We start from the raw sequence: 19359 nt of genomic DNA, 5'->3' as shown, positions 1-19359 counted from the left end.
GAAACCATGTCAGAGGACATTCTTTACGACGACCAGCACATCGCCTTTCTCGAGGAAATCTGGGGCAAGGGCTTTCTTTCACCCGGCGGCCCCGACGAGGTGGGCCGCGTGCTCGACGGGGTCGAGGTAAAGGGCAAGCACGTGCTGGATATCGGCTGCGGATCGGGCGCCTGCGCCATCCTGCTGGCACGCGACCACGGCGCCGCCCATGTCACCGGCATCGACGTCGAGGACCCGGTCTGCGCCGCCGCCCGCGACAGGGTGGCCGAGGCCGGGCTGTCCGACAAGATCACGATCGAGAAGGTCGACCCCGGCCCGTTTCCGTATCCCGACGCCAGCTTCGACATCGTTTTTTCCAAGGACTCGATCATCCACATCCCCGACAAGGCCGCGATGGCCGCCGAGGCTTTCCGCGTTCTGCGTCCCGGCGGGCGGTTTGCCGCCTCCGACTGGCTCATTTCGCATGACGGCCCGCCATCGGACGAGATGAAGGCGTATATCGAAGCCGAGGCGCTGGATTTCGCCATGTCCTCGCCCGCGAGCTACCGGCAAGCAATGGAAGCGGCCGGATTCGAGGATGTCGAACTGGTCAACCGCAACCCGTGGTATGCCGAGGTCGCCTCCGGCGAGCTGGCATGGCTGACCGGGCCGGACCGCCCGGACCTCGAGACCCGACACGGCACGGAGTTCATCGCGGGGCAGGTGGACACCTGGACCAAGCTGGTGGGCGTGCTGCAAAGCGGCGAGCACTGCCCCCACCATATTCGGGGCCGCAAGCCGGGCTGAGCCCGCGCCGCGCGCACCGGCCGGGCACGCGTTGCACCGGCCGGTATTTTGGGGCCGAGTTGCCCCGGACAGGACGTGAGGCTGACCCCGCAATGGCACTCCCCGACACGCTGATCGCTCGGTTCATCGAGACGTGTTTCACGCACGGGCTGCGCGGCGATTTCGTCATGCTCGGACGGCAGCGATGGATCGGGTCGCGGCGGGGCGCCAGCGCGGAACTTCTCGCCGAGACGCTGCACACCTACCTGCCGGGCCGGACCGAGGACAGCCTGAGGAACGAGGACGACGAGTACTCCGAGACGTTCTTCCGCGCGCTCGGCTTCGACACGGTCGACTCCATGGACGTCTCCGCCTTCGAGGGGGCGAGCGTGATCCACGACCTCGGCACGCCGCTGCCGCCCGCGTTGGAGGCGCGCTTCGACACCGTCTATGACGGGGGGACGTGCGAGCACATCTTCGACCTGCCGGCCGCCTATCGCAACATCCACCGGATGCTGCGGCCGGGCGGGACGCTGGTGGCGCATTCGCCCTGCAACAACTGGGTCAACCACGGCTTCTACCAGGTCACGCCCGAAATCGTCCACGGCTTCTGGGAAAAAGCCATGGGATACGAGGTGCTGCACGTGTCGCTGCAGCCGCTGCGGCCCAATCTCGCCCGGCGGGTCGTCACGACAACGAACCCCAATGTCACCGGCATCCGGCCGCGGCTGAGCGGCGACCTGCCGCCCAATGCACCCATCATCCTGAACTACGCCGTCAGGAAACCCCAGAGGACGCCGGAACAGGGGCGCAAGGTCTACCAGACGGACTACGTGGAACGGTGGCAGGGCGACACGGCCTCTTGACCGGTCCCGGACGGATGTGGCCCGGCGCGGAGATGGACTTGCCCGCGCGGGTCAGTCGCCCCCGGCCAGCCACGCCTCGAACCTGCGCTGCCGCAGCGCCCGCGTGTTGGCGTACCATTGCGGATCCCGCACCAGCACGCGGTCGCCGTGCTGTGGTGCATTGGGCAGGTGGGCGCGCATGGGCGTGCCCGTCCCCGGGTTGAGGCCGATGCGCGCGAAAGCCGAGCGCCGCGCCGGGCCGTAGGGGATGCGCTCGGCCAGCCGCGCCATCGAGGCGGGACTCACCGCGTGGGCCAGCAGGTCCAGCGCGTCGCCGGGCGCGTCGCTTGCCGCAGGGATCGCCCAGACCTCCACCCCGTTGATCCGGCCGTCCCAGACGATGTTGACCGGCGCCGCGCCGGATTCGGCCATCGAAAAGAACCGCCCGTTGTACCCTGCCGCCATCACCGCCGCACCCGATTTCAGCATCTCGACCGGGCGGGCCGGGTCGGTCCACCAGACGATATCCTCGCGGATCGCGTCGAGGCGGCGAAAGGCCAGGCGCAGCCCCCGGTCGGTGCTGAGCAGCCCGTAGACCTGTTCGGGCGGCACGCCCTCGGCCAAAAGCGCCCATTCGAGGATTCCATCGGGACTCTTCTGCACCGCGCGCGGCCCCGGGAACCGCCCGGTGTCGAAGAAATCGGCGATGCGCGTGGGCTTCAGCCCCGGAAAGGCACGCTCGTCATAGGCCATGACCCGGGCATAGACATTCTGGGGGATGGCACAGCGCGTCGGGCCGGCCGGCGCGAAATCGCGCACGGCCGCGCGGCCGAGCAGTGCCCGCGCATCGATCTCGAGCAAATCGCCCGCCGAACACGCCGCCCGCGCCTGGTCGGACAGCATGTCGACGAGATCCCAGCCCTCCGGCCCGGCCCTCTCGGCCAGCGCCGCGGCGGTGCCATCATATTGCACCATCGTCACCTGCGCGCCGACGCGTTCCTCGTAAGGCGCGAACACCGCCACCCGCTGCGCCGCCTCGTAGGCGCCGCCCCAGCTGGCAACGGTCAGGTCCTGCGCCCCGGCGGGGGCGGCAAAGGCAAGCACGGCGATCATGATCCTAAAGCGCCGCATTCTCCTCCTTCCTCAGCCGGTCGGATTCGTCGAGATAGGCGGCGACCACGTCGGCCTCGGCCACCGCGCCGAGGTAACGGCCCGTCTCCCGCTCCACGACGGGCACGGCATCGCCGACGAATCCGCGCAGCCGCTCCATCGCCGCGGCGATGTCGGTATGCTCGTCGAACACGCGGGCGGGCGCGCGCACCCGTCCGCGGACCGGGCCGGTATCCCCGCTATCCCCGTCGCCCGTGAAGACCCCGGCGAACCGCCCGTGGGTGTCGGTCACGAATGCCTCGCGCCATCCATGGGTGGCCAGCCTCTGCCGCACGCACTCCGCATTCTCATCCGTCCGCGCCGTCACCGCGTTCTGCGCGGCCAGTTCCACCACCTTGCGCGCGGCCAGCCGCGCCCGGTCGCGCCCGCGGGAAAAGTCCACGCCCCGCGCCCGTAGCTGCACGTCGAAAAGCGACCGCCCGAACAGCCGGTGCGCCACGAGGTTTGAAAACACCACCGCGACCATCGCGGCGATGGTCACGTCATAGTTCCGCGTCAGTTCGAACACGATCAGGATGCAGGTGAGCGGTGCCCCGATCACGGCGCTGGCAAAGGCCATCATGCCGCCGATGGCATAAACCGCCACGCCGGATGTGGGCACCCCGGCCGTCCCGGCGGCCAGCGACCAGAACAGCGCGCCGATCAGGCTGCCGATCAGCAGAGCCGGGCTGAACACTCCGCCCGAGAACCCCGCCCCGATGCACAGCGCCGTCAAAACGATCTTGGCCGCGATCAGCACCACAAGCTCGCCCTGCCCGAACGCCCCCTCGATGGTGGCGAATCGCAGCGTCTCGGTGCCGATACCCAGAACATCGGGCAACCACAGCGCCGTCAGCCCCACCGCCAGACCGGCCGCCGCAGGGCGCAACGCCGCCGGCAGCGGCGCAACGGCAAGGCCCTGCCCCACCCGCAGCAGCAGCCGCATGAACCCGACCGCTGCCAGCGCCACCAGAATGCCCAGCACCCCGAACAGGACGAATTCGTGCCCGTTCTCGACGCCACCGAATTCCACGAGGAACAGCGCCGGGCGGTCGAAGATCACGTTGGCCATGACATGGCCCGTGGCCGAGGCGACCGTGACCGGCGCGAAGGCCTGCGTGGCGTAGTGACGCAGCACGACCTCGTGGGCGAAGACCAGCCCGGCGACGGGCGCGTTGAAAGCGGTCGCGATGGCCGCGGCCACGCCGCAGCTGATCGCTATGGCCGGCAGGTTCGGCACGCCCACGCGCAGCCGCCGGGCCGCGCCGCCGATCAACGCACCGAGATACACCATCGGCCCGTATTGCCCCACGGACGCCCCGGCACCGAGCGACAGCGCCGCCGTCGCGGTGGACACAAGCCCGCTGCGCAACCCCGGCAGCGGGTCACGGAACTGTACCGCCGCGATGACGTCGGGCGGGCCCAGCGGGCGGCCCGCAGGCGACAGGTAGCGGTGCGCCAGCCCCACCAGAAGCCCCCCGAGCGTGGGCACCAGAACGGTCGCCACCATGACCAGCCGCGGGGTCTGCTCCCACTGCACGCGTGCCCGGGGCGAGACCAGCAACCCCGCGTTCAGCGCCGATACGACCTCCACCAGCGCGATGGCGGCCAGCGAGGCCAGCGCCCCGATCACCAGCGCCGTGACGGTTAGCACCGCCATCCTCGCGACCGGGTGGGCCGTGGCATCCTGCGTCGTCGCTGTCATTGGCGGAGAGTCTTGAACGATTCTGCGACCGCGGCAAGACAAGCCCCGGGGCCGGCGCGCGGGGCGACCCGTGCCGGGGGCGCTGCCCCCGTCGCCCTGCGGGCGACTCCCCCGGGGTATTTCGTCCAAGAAGAAACGCCGGCAGGCTGTGTGCCGGGGCCGTGCCGGCTAGCGGCGCGCAATCCGGCGGGCCATGTCGAGCATCCTGCAGGAAAAGCCCCACTCGTTGTCGTACCAGCCGAAAACGCGCAACAGCCCGCCGCTGGAGACAGAGGTTTCCGGCCCCACCATGATGATCGATTCGGGACGCCCGCGCAGGTCCGCGCTGACCAGCGGCGCGTCGGTCCAGCCGAACACGGCGGAGCCGGCGGCGGCCTCCTGCAGCGCGGCATTGACCGCGCGAACGGTTGCCGGCATGCGCGTCTGGACCGTCAGGTCGATGGCCGAGACGCTGGCCGTGGGCACGCGGATCGCGCGCGCCTCGATCCGCCCGTTCATGTGCGGCAGCACGAGACCGGTCTGGTGCTGGGCGCTGGTGGTGGTGGGCACCATCGACAGCGCGGCGGCGCGGCTGCGTTCCGGGGCGCCGCGGGGCTTGTCCACCGTCGGCTGGCTGCCGGTGTAGCAGTGCACCGTCGTCATCTGGCCGCTCTCGACGCCGAACGCCGTGTCCAGCACCCGCACAAGCGGCGCCAGCGCGTTGGTCGTGCACGAGGCGTTGGACACGATCCGCTCATCGCCGAGCCGGGCCTCGTTGGCGCCCATCACCACGGTGATATCCGCCTCGGCAGAGGGGCCGGAGACGAGTACCGCGCCCGCCCCCGCGGCGAGCCCGCGCTCGGCCACGGCGCGCTTGCCGCCCATGCCGGTGCATTCCAGCACGAGATCGACGCCGGACAGGTCGAGCGCCCGCAGATCGGGTTCGGCATGGAACGGAATCGCCCGGCCATCGACCACGAGCGTGCCCGGTCCGGTCCGCACATCCCCGCGCCACGGACCGAAAACGCTGTCGTACTCGAACAAATAGGCGCAGGTTTCCAACGGTTCGATATCGTTGATGAGTGCCAGTTCGATGTCGGGCGCCTCGCGCAGGAGGATGCGCAGAAGCGTTCGGCCAATCCGGCCGAACCCGTTGATCGCGACACGAATGGAAGGCTCAGGCATCAGGCAAACCCGTTGCAGGCAGAAGGACCGGGAGACGGACTGTCACCCCGCGCCGCGGGATTCGCCACCCGGTGAAACGAAATTTGATCAAATTCTTGCGCGACGTCGCCCCCCGTCAGGGCCTCAGCCCCGCCTCGAGCGCCGGGTAGCGCACCCCCAGCGTCACGCCCCGCGCCACGAAGCTGATCAGCAGGGCCAGCCAGAGCCCGTGATTGCCCAGGACGGGCACCAACGCGGCCACCGCGGCGACGTAGACGGCAAGGCTGACAGCCATCATGTTGCGCATGTCGCGGGCCCGCGTGGCGCCGATGAAGATGCCGTCGAGCATCCACGCGGCCAGCCCCGCGACCGGCGCCAGCACCATGTATCCCAGATAGGCGCGCGCCGCCGCCTGCACCTCGGGCGCCTTGGCCATCAGGTCGATGACGGCCCCGCCGAACACGCCGAACACCGCCGCCAGCACCAGCACGATCACCCCGCCCCAGAAACTGGTGAGCAGTGCGCCCCGCCGCAGCACGCACGCGTCGCGCCGCCCAACGGCCTGCCCCACCAGCGCCTCGGCGGCGAAGGCGAACCCGTCGAGCGCATAGGCGGTCACGTGCAGGAACTGCAGCAGCACCTGGTTGGCCGCCAGCGTCACGTCGCCGAAATCGCTGGCCAGGAACAGGAAGGAGACGAAAATGCCCTGGAGCATCAGCGACCGCAGCAGGATGTCGCGGTTGACGCTGGCCATGCGCCTGAGCTGCAAAGGGTCGAACACGCGCGGCCAGTCGCGCCATGCCCGCACCGCGAGCGCATCGCGGCACAGCCAAAGCCCGAGCGCCAGCCCCGCCCACTCGGCGATGAAGGTCGCCCGCGCGACCCCCTCGACCCCCCAGCCGAGCCCCAGCACGAACCACAGGTCGAGCAGGATGTTCAGAGTGTTCATGAGCACCTGCACCGCCAGCACGGCGGCCGTGCGCTCCTGCGCGATGAGCCAGCCAGTTACCCCGTAGATCGAGATGATCGCAGGTGCGCTCCAGATCCTGATGGCCATGTACTCGCGCGCGAGCGTTTCGACCTCGGCGCTGGCGGGGGCGACCAAGAAGGCGACGTCGAAAACCGGTGCCTGCAAGAGGATGAACAACAGCCCCCCGGCCAGCCCGATCATGGTGGCCCGCGTCAGCATCGCCGCGACCTCGGCGCGTTCACCCGCGCCATGGGCCTGGCTGGTCAGCCCGGTGGTGCCCATCCGCAGGAACCCGAAGACCCAGTAAACCGCCGTCAGGATGATCGCGCCGATGCCCACCGCGCCGATCGGCACCGCCTGGCCCATCTGGCCCACGACACCGGTATCCACCGTGCCCAGGATCGGCACCGTCGCGTTGGAGATGACGATGGGCAGGGCGATCCGGAGCACGCGCCGGTGCGTGACCGCGCCCTCGCGCTCAGCCATCGCTCCTTGGCATGAGGAAATGCCCGGTCGCCTGCGCAAAGGGACGGGCGCGGTTATCCTGCCATGCCTCGACATGCACGCTGGCATAGCGCCGCCCGGACCGGTTGACGCGGGCACGCGCGTAGGCGTCACGCGGCAACCCGGACCGCAGGTAGTCGACAGTGAACCCGATGGTCTTGGGCAGGTTGGGCAGCTCGCCCGATACCAGCATCTCGGGATCGAGCCGACCGCTCTCGATCTCGTCCCAGAGGATCGCCCAGCTCAGCCCGATGATGGCGGACACCTCGAGAAAGGCGGCTGTCGCCCCGCCATGCAGGGCCGGCAGGCGGGGATTGCCGATCAGGCTGTCGTCGAAGGGCATCACGGCGGTCAACTCGTCCCCGCGCCGGTCGAACTCGATGCCTAAGAAACGGATGTAGGGCACACCGTCCACCAGCGCCTTGAGCGCGGCGTCGCGGCGCTGCTTGACCACCTGCACGGGTTCCGGGCGCTGACGGGCCATCATTCGTTTCCCGTGGTGAAGGTGCCGGTCGCGGCGGCGACCGGGCGATCGTCGTCGTCATCCATGGCCCTCGCCCGAACGAAGGCGACAGAGCGCGTGACATGGTAGCACTCCGCCTGCGCGCGAATCCGTTGTCCCGGGGTGGCCGGGCGCATGTAGTCGATCCTAAGGTCGATCGTCGCCGTGGAGCCGCCATTGGCCGGATGGCTAATCGCCGCCGCGCCGCAGCAGGTGTCCATCAGCGCCGAGACGGCCCCGCCATGTATCACGCCGGTCCTTGGATCACCCACGAAACGGGCGTCATAATCCATCGCGATCTCGGCCCGGCCCTCCTCGATCCGTGTCACTTCCATGCCCAGCGCCCGCGAATGCGGGATCGCCTGGATGAACTGTTCTGCGAGCTTCTTGCTGTCGGCGGTCATGGCCATCCTCGTCCGGGCGCGGTGCCGCGCCCTTTATGAGCCGGAACCGTCCCCGGCTTCAAGGGCGGCTGTTGCCCTGCCGGACGCGACGGTCTAGGTAGCGGCCGGAAAGAGGCGAAGTGATGCCGCAAACCCGTCTTTCGTTCAAGGAGATGTGCGCGGAGTTCGAGGTGACCCCGCGCACCCTGCGCTACTACGAGTACATCGAGCTGCTCAGCCCGGAGCGGCAGGGCCGCGCACGGTATTACGGCCCGCGCGAGGTGGCGCGCATGACCCTGATCCGCCGCGGCCGACGGTGGGGCTTTGCGCTGGAGGAAATCCGCCAGTGGCTCGAGATCTACGAGAAAAAGGGTACCAAGGCGCAAATGCAGAGCTGGATCGAGCTGGCCGACCGCAAGCTGGAGGAGCTTGCGCAGCAACGCGACCAGCTGGAGCAGGCGATGGCCGAACTGAGGGAGACCCGCAACGGCGTGGCCCGTGATCTCGCGCAGGACTGACCGCCTTCGGAACTGACCGCCCTGTCGCCGGCCGCACGCCCGGCCCGGCCGCTGCGTGACGTGGCGTCACCAGCCCCCTGACCCAAAGTGACGTGACGTAGCAGTTACGTAAAGCGGGGCGCCTGTTGTATCGGTTGGCCCGAATGCGCAGCTGTGGGCCACGGACCACGACACCAGACAGGCGTCATGAGCGAAGAGACGATGACAATCCGGGAAATGTGCGATGCCTTCGACGTCACGCCGCGGACGTTGCGGTTCTACGAGGCCAAGGAACTGCTGTCGCCGCGACGTCAGGGGCAAAAGCGCCTTTTCACCAAGCGGGACCGCGCGCGGCTGAAACTCATCCTGCGCGGCAAGCGCTTCGGCTTCAGCCTCGAGGATATCCGCCAGTTGCTGGACCTTTACGACAAGGGCGACCAGCAGTTCACGCAGCTCACGCGCACCTATAACCTGGCGCGTGAGAGGCTCGCCGACCTCGAGCGCCAGCGTGACGAGCTGGATGCGGCAATCGCCGATCTGCGCGAGCAAATGCGCTGGGGCGAAAAGATGATCGCCTCGATCCGCCAATCCAGCGAAACGGACTAGCCGGACAAGCGGATCATCGGCCGCATCCGCACCGACGAGGGAGACAGAGATGCCGATTTACACCCCGCCCACCAAGGACATGCAGTTCGTTCTGCACGACGTGCTCCAAGTCGGCGAGACCGACATCCCCGGTTACGAGGAGCTGGACCGCGCCTTCACCGCCGCTGTACTGGAAGAGGCCGGCAAGCTCGCCGCCGAGGTGCTGGCGCCGCTCAACCCGGTCGGTGACGCGCAGGGCTGCGCGCTGGAAAACGGTGCCGTGCGCACGCCCGACGGCTTCAGGGAGGCCTTCGACGAGGTGCGCGAGGGCGGCTGGCCCGCGCTCGACTGCGACCCCGAGTATGGCGGGCAGGGATTGCCCTATCTCGTTTCCACGGCGGTGGGCGAGATGTTCAGCTCCGCCAACATGGCCTTCAACATGTACCAGGGCCTGACGCACGGCGCCTACAACGCCATTCACGCCCACGGCAGCGACGAGCAAAAGCGGACCTACCTGCCCAAGCTCGCCACCTGCGAGTGGGGCGGCACGATGAACCTGACCGAACCGCACTGCGGCACGGATCTCGGCCTCATCCGCACCAGGGCCGAACCGGCCGATGACGGCACGTACCGCGTGACGGGCCAGAAGATCTGGATCTCGGCCGGTGAACACGACCTGACCGAGAACATCGTCCACCTCGTGCTGGCCAAGCTGCCCGACGCGCCCGGCGGCACCAAGGGCATCTCGCTGTTCATCGTGCCGAAATTCCTGGTCAACGCCGATGGCAGCCTCGGCGCGCGCAACGCGCTCTCCTGCGGCGGGCTCGAGGACAAGATGGGCATTCACGGCAATGCCACCTGCGTGATGAACTACGACGGGGCCACAGGCTACCTCGTGGGCGAGCCGCACAAGGGCATGCGCGCGATGTTCACCATGATGAACGAAGCGCGCATCGGCGTCGGGCTGCAGGGCTACGCCCAGGGCGAGGTCGCCTACCAGAACGCACTGGCCTTCGCGCTCGACCGGCTTCAGGGCCGCGACGTCACGGGGGCGCACGCGCCCGACCAGCCCGCCGACCCGATCATCGTGCACCCCGACGTGCGCCGCAACCTGATGGACCAGAAGGCCTTCGTCGAAGGCGCACGCGCCTTCACCTTCTGGGGCGCCCGGATGATCGACGCCCACATCCGCGCCGGCGACGCGGAGGCCGAGCAGATGATTTCGCTGCTAACGCCGGTCATAAAGGGCTTTCTCACCGACAAGGGGTTCGAGACCACCGTGCTGGCACAGCAGACACTGGGCGGCTCCGGCTTCGTGCGGGAATGGGGGATGGAGCAGTTCGTGCGCGACGCCCGGATCACCATGATCTACGAGGGCACCAACGGCATCCAGTCGCTCGATCTGGTGGGCCGCAAGCTGCCCCAGCAGGGCGGCCAGGCGATCATGGCCTTCTTCGACATGGTCAATGATTACAGCAAGGACACCGCCGGCAGCGACGACGATTTCGACCGGCAGTTCCTCGACCCGCTCAAGTCTGCCAGCAAGGATCTGCAGGCCGCGGGCACCTACTTCATGCAGCACGGCATGAAGACACCGAACAACGCGCTGGCAGGCGCCTACGATTTCATGCATCTTTTCGGCCATGTCTGCCTGGGGCTGATGTGGGCGCGAATGGCGCACGCGGCGCGGGCCCGGCTTGCCGAGGGCGCGCCCGACACCGCCTTCCTCGAGGCCAAGATCGCCACCGGCCGGCACTACATGGCGCGCCACCTGCCCGTGACGGCGACGCATCGCGCGCGCATCGAGGCAGGCGCAGACACGGTCATGGCGCTTGAGCCGGGCCAGTTCGCCGGGGCCGCGGGCTGACCGCCAAACCGGAAGAAGGAGGAGACCATGCCCAAGCGCTTCCGCCTCACCCGCCGCTTCAACGCCGCGATGACCGAGGACGGGTATCGCCGGCTGCGGCGCTTCGCGCAGGAGGCGGGGCTCGACGAGGGCGAGGCGCTGTCGTTCCTGTTCGAGAACTTCGACAGCGTGACCGACACCGAGGCGCTGACCCACCGCCTGCGGCTGTTCAATTCCGAGCTGGAGTCGCGCAAGCGGTAGCATCGAGGGAGGAGAAGCATGTCCGCATGGATGACGGACGAGCACAGGATGCTCGGGGAAATGGCGGCGAAATTCTTCGCCGAGGAATGGGTGCCCCATCTCGACCGCTGGCGCCGCGCGGGGCAGATGGACCGCGAGACCTGGCAGCAGGCCGGCGCGCTGGGGCTGCTCTGCCCCTCCATCCCCGAGGAGTTCGGCGGCGCCGGCGGGGATTTCGGCCACGAGGCGGTCATCTGCATCGAACAGTCGCGGGCCAACATCGCCGGCTGGGGCAACCCTATCCATTCCGGTATCGTGGCGCACTACATCCTCGCCTACGGCTCGGAGGAGCAGAAGCGCGACTGGCTGCCGAGAATGGCCTCGGGCGAGATGGTCGGCGCGCTGGCCATGACCGAACCCGCCGCCGGCTCCGACCTGCAGGGGATCAGGACCCGCGCCTCGCGCGACGGCAACACCTACCGCCTCTCGGGGCAGAAAACCTTCATCACCAACGGCCAGCATGCCGACCTGATCCTCGTCGCCGCCAAGACCGACCCGAACGCGGGCGCCAAGGGCACCTCGCTGGTGGCGATCGAGACGGCCGGCGCCGAAGGCTTCTCGCGCGGGCGCAACCTCGAAAAGATCGGCAACCATGCCGCGGACACCTCGGAGCTGTTCTTCGACGACGTGGAAATCCCGCCCGAGAACATCCTCGGAGGGGTCGAGGGCCGCGGGTTCTACCAGATGATGGAACAGCTGCCGCAGGAGCGGCTGATCATCGCCTGCGGCGCGCAGGGCGCGATGGAGGGCGGGGTAGAGCGCACCATTCGCTACGCGAACGAGCGGCAGGCCTTCGGCGGCCCGGTCATGCAGTTCCAGAACACGCGGTTCGCGCTGGCCGAATGCCTGACCAAGACAAGGGTCGCTCGCGCCTTCCTCGATACGTGTATCGCCGAGCACATCGCCGGCGCGCTCACGGTCGAGACGGCGGCGATGGCCAAGTACTGGCTCACCGACACGCAGTTCGAGGTGCTGGACGCGTGCGTGCAGTTGCATGGCGGCTACGGCTACATGGCCGAGTACGACATCGCGAACATGTGGGCCGACGCACGGGTGCAGCGTATCTACGGCGGCGCCAACGAGATCATGAAGGAGTTGATCGCCCGCGGCTTCACCGGGGAGGCAACGAGACAATGACGGTACACGCGGCAGGGCCGGGGTGCCTCCGGCGGGAGTATTTGGAGCAAGATGAAGCCGCGGATCACCCTGCCCCGGCCGCCGGCCGCGTGGCATCCGGACCGGGACAGGGCTTCACCTTGCGCGGTCATCGGCTCTCCAGCCTGTACCGCACGGGCAAGACAACCGCATTGACGTTAACGTTCGGTGAACGCCCCCCTTCATCTTGCCCGAAATACTCCACGGGGGTGTGGGGGTGTGAAACCCCCACGCCGGCGGGCACGGACAACGCGAACGCAAGGAGGCCAGGACCATGACCATCAAGCTGCACTGCTTCGGCGAATCGGGCAATGCCTACAAGGCCGCCCTGGCGCTCGAGCTATCCGGCCTCGAATGGGAGCCCGTTTTCGTGGATTTCTTCGGCGGCGCCACCCGCACCGCCGACTACCGCGCGCTCAACGAGATGGGCGAGGTGCCCGTGCTGGAGGACGGCGATTTCCGCCTGACCCAGTCGGGCGCGATCCAGCAATGGATCACGGACCGGACAGGCCGGTTTGGCGGCGCGCCCGGGGAACGCTACGAGGTGCTGCGCTGGGTGCTGTGGGACAATCACAAGCTGTCGAGCCAGGCGGGCATGACGCGTTTCCTGATGAACTTCATGCCCGAGGAAAAACGCCCGGCCGAGGTCATCGCCTTCCTTCAGGGGCGGTTGAAGGGTGCCTACAAGACGCTGGACTCGCATCTGCAGGGGCGCGACTGGATCGTGGGCGAAGAGATGAGCAACGCCGACCTGAGCTGCTGCGGTTACCTGTTCTACCCCGAGCCCTTCGGCTTTGACCGCGCCGAGTGGTCCAATATCGACCGGTGGCTGACGAACATCGAGGGCACGCCGGGCTGGAAACATCCCTACGACCTGATGCCCGGCTCCCCCGCCGACCGGGCCTGAGAAAGGAGACGACATGACAGACGCGTATATCTACGACGCCGTTCGCACGCCCCGCGGCAAGGGCCGCAAGGACGGTGCCCTGCACGAGGTGACCGCGCTCAGCCTGTCGAAACAGGTGCTCAACGCGCTGAAGGACCGCAACGGGCTCGGCGGTCGGGCGGTCGAGGACGTGATCTGGGGCAACGTCACCCAGATCGGCGAGCAGGGCGGCTGCCTGGCGCGCACGGCGGTGCTGGCCTCCGATCTCGACGAGGCGATCCCGGGGCTGGCCATCAACCGTTTCTGCGCCTCCGGCCTGGAGGCGGCCAACCTCGCGGCCAACCAGGTCCGGGCCGGGGCCGGAGAGGCCTACATCGCCGGCGGGGTGGAGATGATGGGCCGCGTGCAGATGGGCAGCGACGGCGCGGCGATCGCCGTCGACCCCTCGGTGGCCATGGAGAGCTACTTCGTTCCCCAGGGGATCGCCGCGGACATCATCGCCACCGAGTACGGCTTCTCGCGAGACGATGCCGATTCCTACGCGGTGCAATCGCAGAAACGCGCAGCGCAGGCCTGGTCCGAGCGGCGCTTCGCGCGCTCCGTGATCGAGGTGAAAGACCAGAACGGTCTCACCATCCTCGACCATGACGAGCACATGCGCCCGGATACGGACATGCAGAGCCTCGGCAGCCTCTCGCCCAGTTTCAAGGAGATGGGCGAGCAGATGCCGGGCTTCGACGCGGTGGCCAAGCTCAAGTACCCGCATCTGGAGCGGATCGAGCACATCCATCACGCCGGCAATTCCTCGGGCATCGTGGACGGCTCGGCGGGGCTTCTGATCGGCTCGAAGGACTTCGGCGAGCAATACGGACTCACCCCCCGCGCCCGCATCCGCCAGACCACCAAGATCGGCACCGACCCCACCATCATGCTGACCGGCCCCGTGCCGGCGACCGAGAAAGCGCTGGCCGACAGCGGCATGGAGATGTCCGACATCGACCTGATCGAGGTGAACGAGGCGTTCTCGGCCGTCGTGCTGCGCTTTTGCCAAGCATTCGGCGTGGACCAGGACAGGGTGAACGTGAACGGCGGCGCCATTGCCATGGGCCATCCCCTCGGCGCGACCGGGGCGATGATCCTTGGCACGCTGCTGGACGAGATGGAACGCGCCGACAAAGAGACGGGGCTTGCCACGCTCTGCGTCGCCTCGGGCATGGGCGCGGCCACGATCATCGAGCGCGTGTAACGCCGCGACAGACAGGAGGTATCCGGAATGACCGATTTCACGATGAAAAAGGACACCGACGGCGTCGCGGTGATCACCTGGAACACCGCGGGCAAGTCCATGAACGTGATGACCGAGCAGGGGTTCCACGACCTGGAGACGCTGGTCGACGACGCGCTGGCCGACGACGCCGTCAAGGGCATCGTCATCACCAGCGGCAAGCCGGACAGCTTCGCCGGCGGCATGGACCTCAACGCCATCGCCCGGATGAAGGACGAGGCCGGGGACGACCCGGCCAGGGGGCTTTTCGAGGGGCTCATGCGCATGCATGCCATCCTGCGCAAGATCGAGCGCGCGGGGATGGACGACAGGAACAGGGGCGGCAAGCCGGTCGCCGCCGCCCTGCCCGGCACGGCGCTCGGCATCGGGCTGGAGATTCCGCTGGCCTGCCACCGCGTCTTCGCCGCCGATAACCCATCTGCCAAGATCGGCCTGCCCGAGATCATGGTCGGTATCTTCCCCGGCATGGGCGGCACCACCCGGCTGGTGCGCAAGCTGGGTGCCATGGGCGCCAGCCCGCTGTTGCTGGAGGGCAAGCTCAACGATCCGAAGAAGGCGAAATCCGCCGGCGTGATCGACGAGGTGGTGCCGGCGGACGAGCTGCTGGACAAGGCCAGGGAATGGGTGCTGCAGGCCGGCGACAAGGACATCGTCAAGCCGTGGGATGAGAAAGGCTACAAGATGCCCGGCGGGGCGCCCTACCACCCTTCCGGCTTCATGACCTTCGTGGGGGCCAGCGCCATGGTCAACGGGCGCACGCAGGGCGCCTTTCCGGCCGCCAAGGCGTTGCTGAGTGCGGTCTACGAGGGGGCTCTGGTGCCTTTCGACACGGCACTCAGGATCGAGGCGCGCTGGTTCACCAACGTCATGATGGATCCGTCCTCGGGGGCGATGATCCGCTCGCTCTTCATCAACAAGGAGGCGCTGGAAAAGGGCGCGAACCGGCCGGACGTGCCCGACCAGAAGGTGAAGAAACTGGGCGTGCTGGGCGCGGGCATGATGGGCGCGGGCATCGCGCTGGTCTCCGCGCAGGCCGGGATGGAGGTCGTGCTGATCGACCAGGACCAGGCGGCGGCCGACAAGGGCCGCGCCCATACCGCCGATTACATGGACAAGGGGATCAAGCGCGGCAAGGCCACCCAAGAGAAAAAGCAGGCCACGCTGGACCGCATCACCGCCACCACAGATTACGCGGCGCTGGACGGGGCCGACCTGATCATCGAGGCCGTGTTCGAAGACCCGAAGGTGAAGGCCGAGGTGACGAAACAGGCGCTGGCGCATGTGGGCGACGACTGCATATTCGCCACCAACACCTCCACCCTGCCGATCACCGATCTGGCCAAGGCCTCCGACACGCCCGAACAGTTCATCGGCATCCACTTCTTTTCGCCGGTCGAGAAGATGCAACTGGTGGAAATCATCAAGGGGACGCAGACCGGCGACCGGGCGGTGGCCAAGGCGCTCGATTACGTCCGGCAGATCCGCAAGACGCCGATCGCGGTGAACGACGCGCGCTTCTTCTACGCCAACCGCTGCATCATCCCCTATATCAACGAAGGCATCCGCATGGTGGCCGAGGGGGTCGCGCCGCCGCTGATCGACAACGCCGCGCGGCAACTGGGCTTCCCCGTGGGGCCGCTGCAGCTGGTCGACGAGACCAGCATCGACCTCGGCGCCAGGATCGCGCGGGCCACCAGGGCGGCCATGGGCGACGACTACCCCGACGCGGCCGTGGACGAGGTGATCTTCTGGATGGAGGGCGAGGGCCGGCTGGGCCGCAAGGCCGGCGCCGGCTTTTTCGACTACGACGAGAAGGGCAAGCGCGTTGGCTACTGGCCGGGGCTGGCCGAGAAGTTCCCCCGTGCACGGGAGCAGCCCGACCTGACCGAGGTGCAGCACCGGCTGATGTTCGCGCAGGTGCTGGAAGCGGTGCGCGCACTGGAACAAGGCGTGCTGGAGGACATTCGCGAGGGCGACGTGGGCGCCATCCTAGGCTGGGGCTTCGCACCATGGTCGGGCGGTCCGTTCTCATGGCTGGACATGCTCGGGGCGGCCTACGCCGTGGAGCGCTGCGAGACGCTGCGCGACCGGTTCGGCCGGCGCTTCGAGCCCCCCGCGCTGCTGCGCGAGATGGCAAGCAACGGCGACACTTTCCACGGCCGCTTCGGCGTCGCCGCGAACGCGGCCGCCTGAAGGGGGCGCTGCCCCCGTCCGGGAAAATCCTCGGATTTTCCCGGACTCCCCCGGAGTATTTCGGGCAAGATGAAAACGTGGCGCGGCACTCAGCCGAAATCGTAATCGAAGCGGCGGATATCCTCGGCGCACAGCTCGGCCAGCAATGCCGCGTCCGCGTCGGAGTAGTAACCGCGATAATCCGCGCGCCGGTCGGACGCGTTGCAGCGCGGCAGCCGCAGGCGGAAGCCGAGGTGATCCCACAGCGGGGCGGCGTCCGTCTCGAATCGTTCAAGCCGGATGAACGCGTTACAGTGTTCCACCCCGTCCGGGCGGGTGACGTAACGGCCGCAAGGGTTGGCGCGCAACGCGTTCCGGGTATGGCGGGTATTGAGGAAGCCGCTGAAATCCGATGCCTTGGCCGCCCGCACCGCGGGGTGGTCGAAGCCCTGCACGCGCAGCCAGCGGTAATAGCTGACCGCGCGGTCCCAAGGGTTGCGCACCATGGTGACAACGAATGCCCCGGCGACGAATTCGCGGCTGACCAGCCCCTCGATATCGGCCAGCGTGGAATGCTTCCAAAGCCGCCCGGCGGCCCGCGCGCCGCGAAGCCGGCGCCGCCGTTTCCTTGCCTTGGGCGTGTCGCCTATCAGGATGTCATCCTTCATCGCCCGCCCCTCCAACGCCAGCGAAAGCGACGTTCCCCCCGTCTTGGGAATGTGCACGAAGATGTAATTGCGGCCCGGAGAGATGATCATGCGTCGCAGGCTAGGCCATGACGCATCCCGGCGGAAGGCACGGACACGCGAGCAGGCGTCAACCCCGCAATTTTCTTTGCCATTTCGGCACAAATGCGCAATATCCGGCTTGATGCAGGACATGGCCAAGGGGAGGACGCCACATGGGATGGATGAGGGACGAAACCGGTCTCGACAAGAACGCGGCGAATTTCGTGCCGCTGACCCCGCTGTCGCATCTCCGGCGTGCCGCCCGGCTCTTTCCGCGGGAGGATGCCGTTGTCTATGGCGGCTTCCGCAAGACCTATGCCGAGTACCACGAACGCTGCACGCGGCTGGCCTCGGGCCTGGCCAGGCTGGGAGTTGAGCCGGGCGACGTGGTGGCCACGCTGCTGCCCAATGTTCCCGCCCATGCCGAGGCACATTTCGGCGTGCCCGCCTGCGGCGCGGTGTTGAACACGATCAACACGCGGCTGGAGGCCGACACCGTGTCCTACATCTTCGGCCACGGCGAGGCGAAGGTCGTGCTGGTCGACAGCCAGGTTCTGCCCGTCGCGCTGGCCGCTGTTGAGCGGATGGAGGGCCCGGCCCCGACCATCGTTGAGGTGCCCGACGAACAGGCCGGGCTTGCCGCGACCGGCAACCACATGGCCTACGAGGAGCTGCTGGCCTCCGGCGACACGGAATTCGACTGGATCATGCCCGCCGACGAGTGGGAAAGCCTTGCCCTCAACTACACCTCCGGCACCACCGGACGGCCCAAGGGCGTGGTCTGTCACCACCGCGGCGCCTATCTGATGACCATGGGCACGGCCGTGAGCTGGCCCCTGCCCCGCGGCGTCAAGTACCTGACCATCGTGCCGCTTTTCCATTGCAACAACTGGAACCACGTCTGGGCGGTGCCGATGGTGGGCGGCACGGTGATCTGCTGCCGCGACATCACCGCCAAGAACATCTACGACGCCATCGCCGACGAGGGGGTGACCCATTTCGGCGCGGCGCCCATCGTGCTGAACGCCATCGTCAACGCCCGCGACGAGGAGCGCCGCCCCTTCGATCACGTGGTCGAGGTGTTCACCGCAGGTGCCCCGCCGCCCGCCGCCACGCTCGCCGCGATAGAGCCGCTCGGCTTCAACGTCACACAGGTCTACGGGCTGACCGAGACCTACGGACACGTCACGGAATGCATCTGGCAATCCGAGTGGGACAGCCTGGCGGACGACGACCGCTATGCCATCAAGGCGCGCACCGGGGTGCTGATGCCCATGATGGAGGATATCACCGCCATGGAGCCCGAGTGCATGACCCAGATCCCGATGGACGGCGAAAGCCAGGGCGAGATCATGATCCGGGGCAACGCGGTGATGAAAGGATATCTCAAGAATCCAGAGGCGACGGCAGAGGCGTTCCGCGGGGGCTATTTCCATTCCGGCGACATCGCCATCCAGCATCCCGACGGCTATCTCAAGATCGCCGACCGCGCCAAGGACATCATCATCTCGGGCGGCGAGAACATCAGCTCGATCGAGATCGAGGGGGTGCTGATGAAACACCCCGCCGTGCTGCTCTGCGCGGTGGTGGCGAAACCGGACGAGAAATGGGGCGAGGTGCCCTGCGCCTTCGTCGAGGTCAAGGACGGCGCCACCGTCACCGAGGCCGACCTGATCGCCTTTGCCCGCGAAAGGCTGGCCGGCTTCAAGACGCCCAAGAAGGTGGTGTTCCGCGAGTTGCCCAAGACCTCGACCGGCAAGATCCAGAAATTCGAACTGCGCAAGATCGCCGAGGCCGCCTGAGGCGCGCGCCCGGGCCAGAGGGGCCGGGCGACTCTCAGGCCGCCGGCGCGTCGTGCGGTATCGCGAACGGGCGGGCGGGCCGCGGCCGTTTCATGCGCGTAACGTAAAGGCCGCATGCTCCGCTTGGGGTCGATGCG

Annotated in this window: 18 protein-coding genes; 11 read left to right on the top strand and 7 right to left on the bottom strand. The window is 67.9% G+C overall.

Features of this window, described 5'->3' with window-relative positions:
* The first annotated feature begins 6 nt into the window (after positions 1 to 6).
* Both ACH13J_RS06365 and ACH13J_RS06360 read left to right on the top strand, forming a co-directional pair.
* Positions 7 to 786 (top strand): methyltransferase domain-containing protein, encoded by a 780-nt coding sequence (locus ACH13J_RS06365; protein ID WP_397542477.1) that lies wholly within the window; start codon positions 7 to 9, stop codon positions 784 to 786.
* A 92-nt stretch (positions 787 to 878) separates the two neighbouring features.
* A complete protein-coding gene (locus ACH13J_RS06360; RefSeq protein WP_397542476.1) occupies positions 879 to 1631 on the top strand; it encodes a methyltransferase domain-containing protein in 753 nt (250 codons plus the stop codon).
* Positions 1632 to 1682: 51 nt separating this feature from the next.
* On the opposite strand, the gene ACH13J_RS06355 is transcribed toward ACH13J_RS06360, so the two are convergent.
* From ACH13J_RS06355 to ACH13J_RS06330, 6 genes are all read right to left on the bottom strand, one after another.
* Positions 1683 to 2741: an extracellular solute-binding protein gene (locus tag ACH13J_RS06355; protein WP_397542475.1), complete on the bottom strand. Its 1059-nt coding sequence runs from the start codon at positions 2739 to 2741 to the stop codon at positions 1683 to 1685.
* Entirely contained in the window at positions 2728 to 4464 is a 1737-nt protein-coding gene (locus ACH13J_RS06350; RefSeq protein WP_397542474.1) for a chloride channel protein, read from the bottom strand. The genes ACH13J_RS06355 and ACH13J_RS06350 overlap by 14 nt, the downstream gene beginning before the upstream one ends.
* 168 nt (positions 4465 to 4632) lie before the next feature.
* Positions 4633 to 5628, bottom strand: coding sequence for a glyceraldehyde 3-phosphate dehydrogenase NAD-binding domain-containing protein (locus ACH13J_RS06345; protein ID WP_397542473.1), 996 nt, complete (start codon positions 5626 to 5628; stop codon positions 4633 to 4635).
* Between the two features lie 115 nt (positions 5629 to 5743).
* Positions 5744 to 7063, bottom strand: coding sequence for an MATE family efflux transporter (locus tag ACH13J_RS06340; RefSeq protein WP_397542472.1), 1320 nt, complete (start codon positions 7061 to 7063; stop codon positions 5744 to 5746).
* Complete coding sequence (locus ACH13J_RS06335; protein ID WP_397542471.1) at positions 7056 to 7565, bottom strand: acyl-CoA thioesterase domain-containing protein; 510 nt, start codon at positions 7563 to 7565, stop codon at positions 7056 to 7058. Before ACH13J_RS06335 ends, ACH13J_RS06340 begins: the two co-directional genes overlap by 8 nt.
* A complete protein-coding gene (locus tag ACH13J_RS06330) occupies positions 7565 to 7987 on the bottom strand; it encodes a hotdog fold thioesterase (RefSeq protein ID WP_397542470.1) in 423 nt (140 codons plus the stop codon). Before ACH13J_RS06330 ends, ACH13J_RS06335 begins: the two co-directional genes overlap by 1 nt.
* 122 nt (positions 7988 to 8109) lie before the next feature.
* On the opposite strand from ACH13J_RS06330, the gene ACH13J_RS06325 reads away from it, so the two are divergent.
* The 8 genes from ACH13J_RS06325 (at position 8110) to ACH13J_RS06290 (ending at position 16713) form a co-directional block, all read left to right on the top strand.
* Positions 8110 to 8484, top strand: coding sequence for a MerR family DNA-binding protein (locus ACH13J_RS06325; RefSeq protein WP_397542469.1), 375 nt, complete (start codon positions 8110 to 8112; stop codon positions 8482 to 8484).
* 186 nt (positions 8485 to 8670) lie between these two features.
* Positions 8671 to 9069, top strand: a complete 399-nt coding sequence (locus ACH13J_RS06320; protein ID WP_397542468.1) for a MerR family DNA-binding protein — start codon at positions 8671 to 8673, stop codon at positions 9067 to 9069.
* 49 nt (positions 9070 to 9118) lie between these two features.
* Complete coding sequence (locus tag ACH13J_RS06315; RefSeq protein ID WP_397542467.1) at positions 9119 to 10915, top strand: acyl-CoA dehydrogenase C-terminal domain-containing protein; 1797 nt, start codon at positions 9119 to 9121, stop codon at positions 10913 to 10915.
* A gap of 27 nt (positions 10916 to 10942) precedes the next feature.
* Positions 10943 to 11155: a hypothetical protein gene (locus tag ACH13J_RS06310; RefSeq protein WP_397542466.1), complete on the top strand. Its 213-nt coding sequence runs from the start codon at positions 10943 to 10945 to the stop codon at positions 11153 to 11155.
* Positions 11156 to 11173: 18 nt separating this feature from the next.
* Complete coding sequence (locus ACH13J_RS06305; protein ID WP_397542465.1) at positions 11174 to 12331, top strand: acyl-CoA dehydrogenase family protein; 1158 nt, start codon at positions 11174 to 11176, stop codon at positions 12329 to 12331.
* 292 nt (positions 12332 to 12623) lie between these two features.
* Positions 12624 to 13256 carry a glutathione binding-like protein gene (locus ACH13J_RS06300; RefSeq protein WP_397542464.1) on the top strand — a complete coding sequence of 211 codons (633 nt, stop codon included), beginning with the start codon at positions 12624 to 12626 and terminating at the stop codon, positions 13254 to 13256.
* Between the two features lie 13 nt (positions 13257 to 13269).
* Positions 13270 to 14481, top strand: a complete 1212-nt coding sequence (locus ACH13J_RS06295) for an acetyl-CoA C-acetyltransferase (RefSeq protein ID WP_397542463.1) — start codon at positions 13270 to 13272, stop codon at positions 14479 to 14481.
* A gap of 27 nt (positions 14482 to 14508) precedes the next feature.
* Positions 14509 to 16713, top strand: a complete 2205-nt coding sequence (locus ACH13J_RS06290; protein WP_397542462.1) for a 3-hydroxyacyl-CoA dehydrogenase NAD-binding domain-containing protein — start codon at positions 14509 to 14511, stop codon at positions 16711 to 16713.
* A gap of 89 nt (positions 16714 to 16802) precedes the next feature.
* Here ACH13J_RS06290 and ACH13J_RS06285 read toward each other — a convergent pair whose 3' ends face one another.
* Complete coding sequence (locus tag ACH13J_RS06285; protein ID WP_397542461.1) at positions 16803 to 17450, bottom strand: Type II secretory pathway, pullulanase PulA; 648 nt, start codon at positions 17448 to 17450, stop codon at positions 16803 to 16805.
* 143 nt (positions 17451 to 17593) lie between these two features.
* Between ACH13J_RS06285 and ACH13J_RS06280 the strand changes: the two genes are divergently transcribed.
* On the top strand, positions 17594 to 19222 hold the full coding sequence (locus ACH13J_RS06280; RefSeq protein WP_397542460.1) for an AMP-binding protein: 1629 nt from the start codon (positions 17594 to 17596) through the stop codon (positions 19220 to 19222).
* The last annotated feature ends 137 nt before the right edge of the window (positions 19223 to 19359 follow it).

Origin of the sequence: Roseovarius salis (assembly GCF_044472985.1) — a bacterium.
GTDB lineage: Bacteria > Pseudomonadota > Alphaproteobacteria > Rhodobacterales > Rhodobacteraceae > Roseovarius > Roseovarius salis.
This window is presented reverse-complemented; position numbering and strand designations above follow the sequence as displayed.

Bases quoted from the DNA above. Each gene is read 5' to 3' on its own strand.
- ACH13J_RS06320 (WP_397542468.1), top strand. From the start codon at position 8,671: ATGAGCGAAGAGACGATGACAATCCGGGAAATGTGCGATGCCTTCGAC.
- ACH13J_RS06340 (WP_397542472.1), bottom strand. From the start codon at position 7,063: ATGGCTGAGCGCGAGGGCGCGGTCACGCACCGGCGCGTGCTCCGGATC.
- ACH13J_RS06280 (WP_397542460.1), top strand. From the start codon at position 17,594: ATGGGATGGATGAGGGACGAAACCGGTCTCGACAAGAACGCGGCGAAT.
- ACH13J_RS06360 (WP_397542476.1), top strand. From the start codon at position 879: ATGGCACTCCCCGACACGCTGATCGCTCGGTTCATCGAGACGTGTTTC.
- ACH13J_RS06365 (WP_397542477.1), top strand. From the start codon at position 7: ATGTCAGAGGACATTCTTTACGACGACCAGCACATCGCCTTTCTCGAG.
- ACH13J_RS06300 (WP_397542464.1), top strand. From the start codon at position 12,624: ATGACCATCAAGCTGCACTGCTTCGGCGAATCGGGCAATGCCTACAAG.
- ACH13J_RS06310 (WP_397542466.1), top strand. From the start codon at position 10,943: ATGCCCAAGCGCTTCCGCCTCACCCGCCGCTTCAACGCCGCGATGACC.
- ACH13J_RS06325 (WP_397542469.1), top strand. From the start codon at position 8,110: ATGCCGCAAACCCGTCTTTCGTTCAAGGAGATGTGCGCGGAGTTCGAG.
- ACH13J_RS06345 (WP_397542473.1), bottom strand. From the start codon at position 5,628: ATGCCTGAGCCTTCCATTCGTGTCGCGATCAACGGGTTCGGCCGGATT.
- ACH13J_RS06355 (WP_397542475.1), bottom strand. From the start codon at position 2,741: ATGCGGCGCTTTAGGATCATGATCGCCGTGCTTGCCTTTGCCGCCCCC.
- ACH13J_RS06290 (WP_397542462.1), top strand. From the start codon at position 14,509: ATGACCGATTTCACGATGAAAAAGGACACCGACGGCGTCGCGGTGATC.
- ACH13J_RS06305 (WP_397542465.1), top strand. From the start codon at position 11,174: ATGTCCGCATGGATGACGGACGAGCACAGGATGCTCGGGGAAATGGCG.
- ACH13J_RS06315 (WP_397542467.1), top strand. From the start codon at position 9,119: ATGCCGATTTACACCCCGCCCACCAAGGACATGCAGTTCGTTCTGCAC.
- ACH13J_RS06330 (WP_397542470.1), bottom strand. From the start codon at position 7,987: ATGACCGCCGACAGCAAGAAGCTCGCAGAACAGTTCATCCAGGCGATC.
- ACH13J_RS06285 (WP_397542461.1), bottom strand. From the start codon at position 17,450: ATGATCATCTCTCCGGGCCGCAATTACATCTTCGTGCACATTCCCAAG.
- ACH13J_RS06350 (WP_397542474.1), bottom strand. From the start codon at position 4,464: ATGACAGCGACGACGCAGGATGCCACGGCCCACCCGGTCGCGAGGATG.
- ACH13J_RS06335 (WP_397542471.1), bottom strand. From the start codon at position 7,565: ATGGCCCGTCAGCGCCCGGAACCCGTGCAGGTGGTCAAGCAGCGCCGC.
- ACH13J_RS06295 (WP_397542463.1), top strand. From the start codon at position 13,270: ATGACAGACGCGTATATCTACGACGCCGTTCGCACGCCCCGCGGCAAG.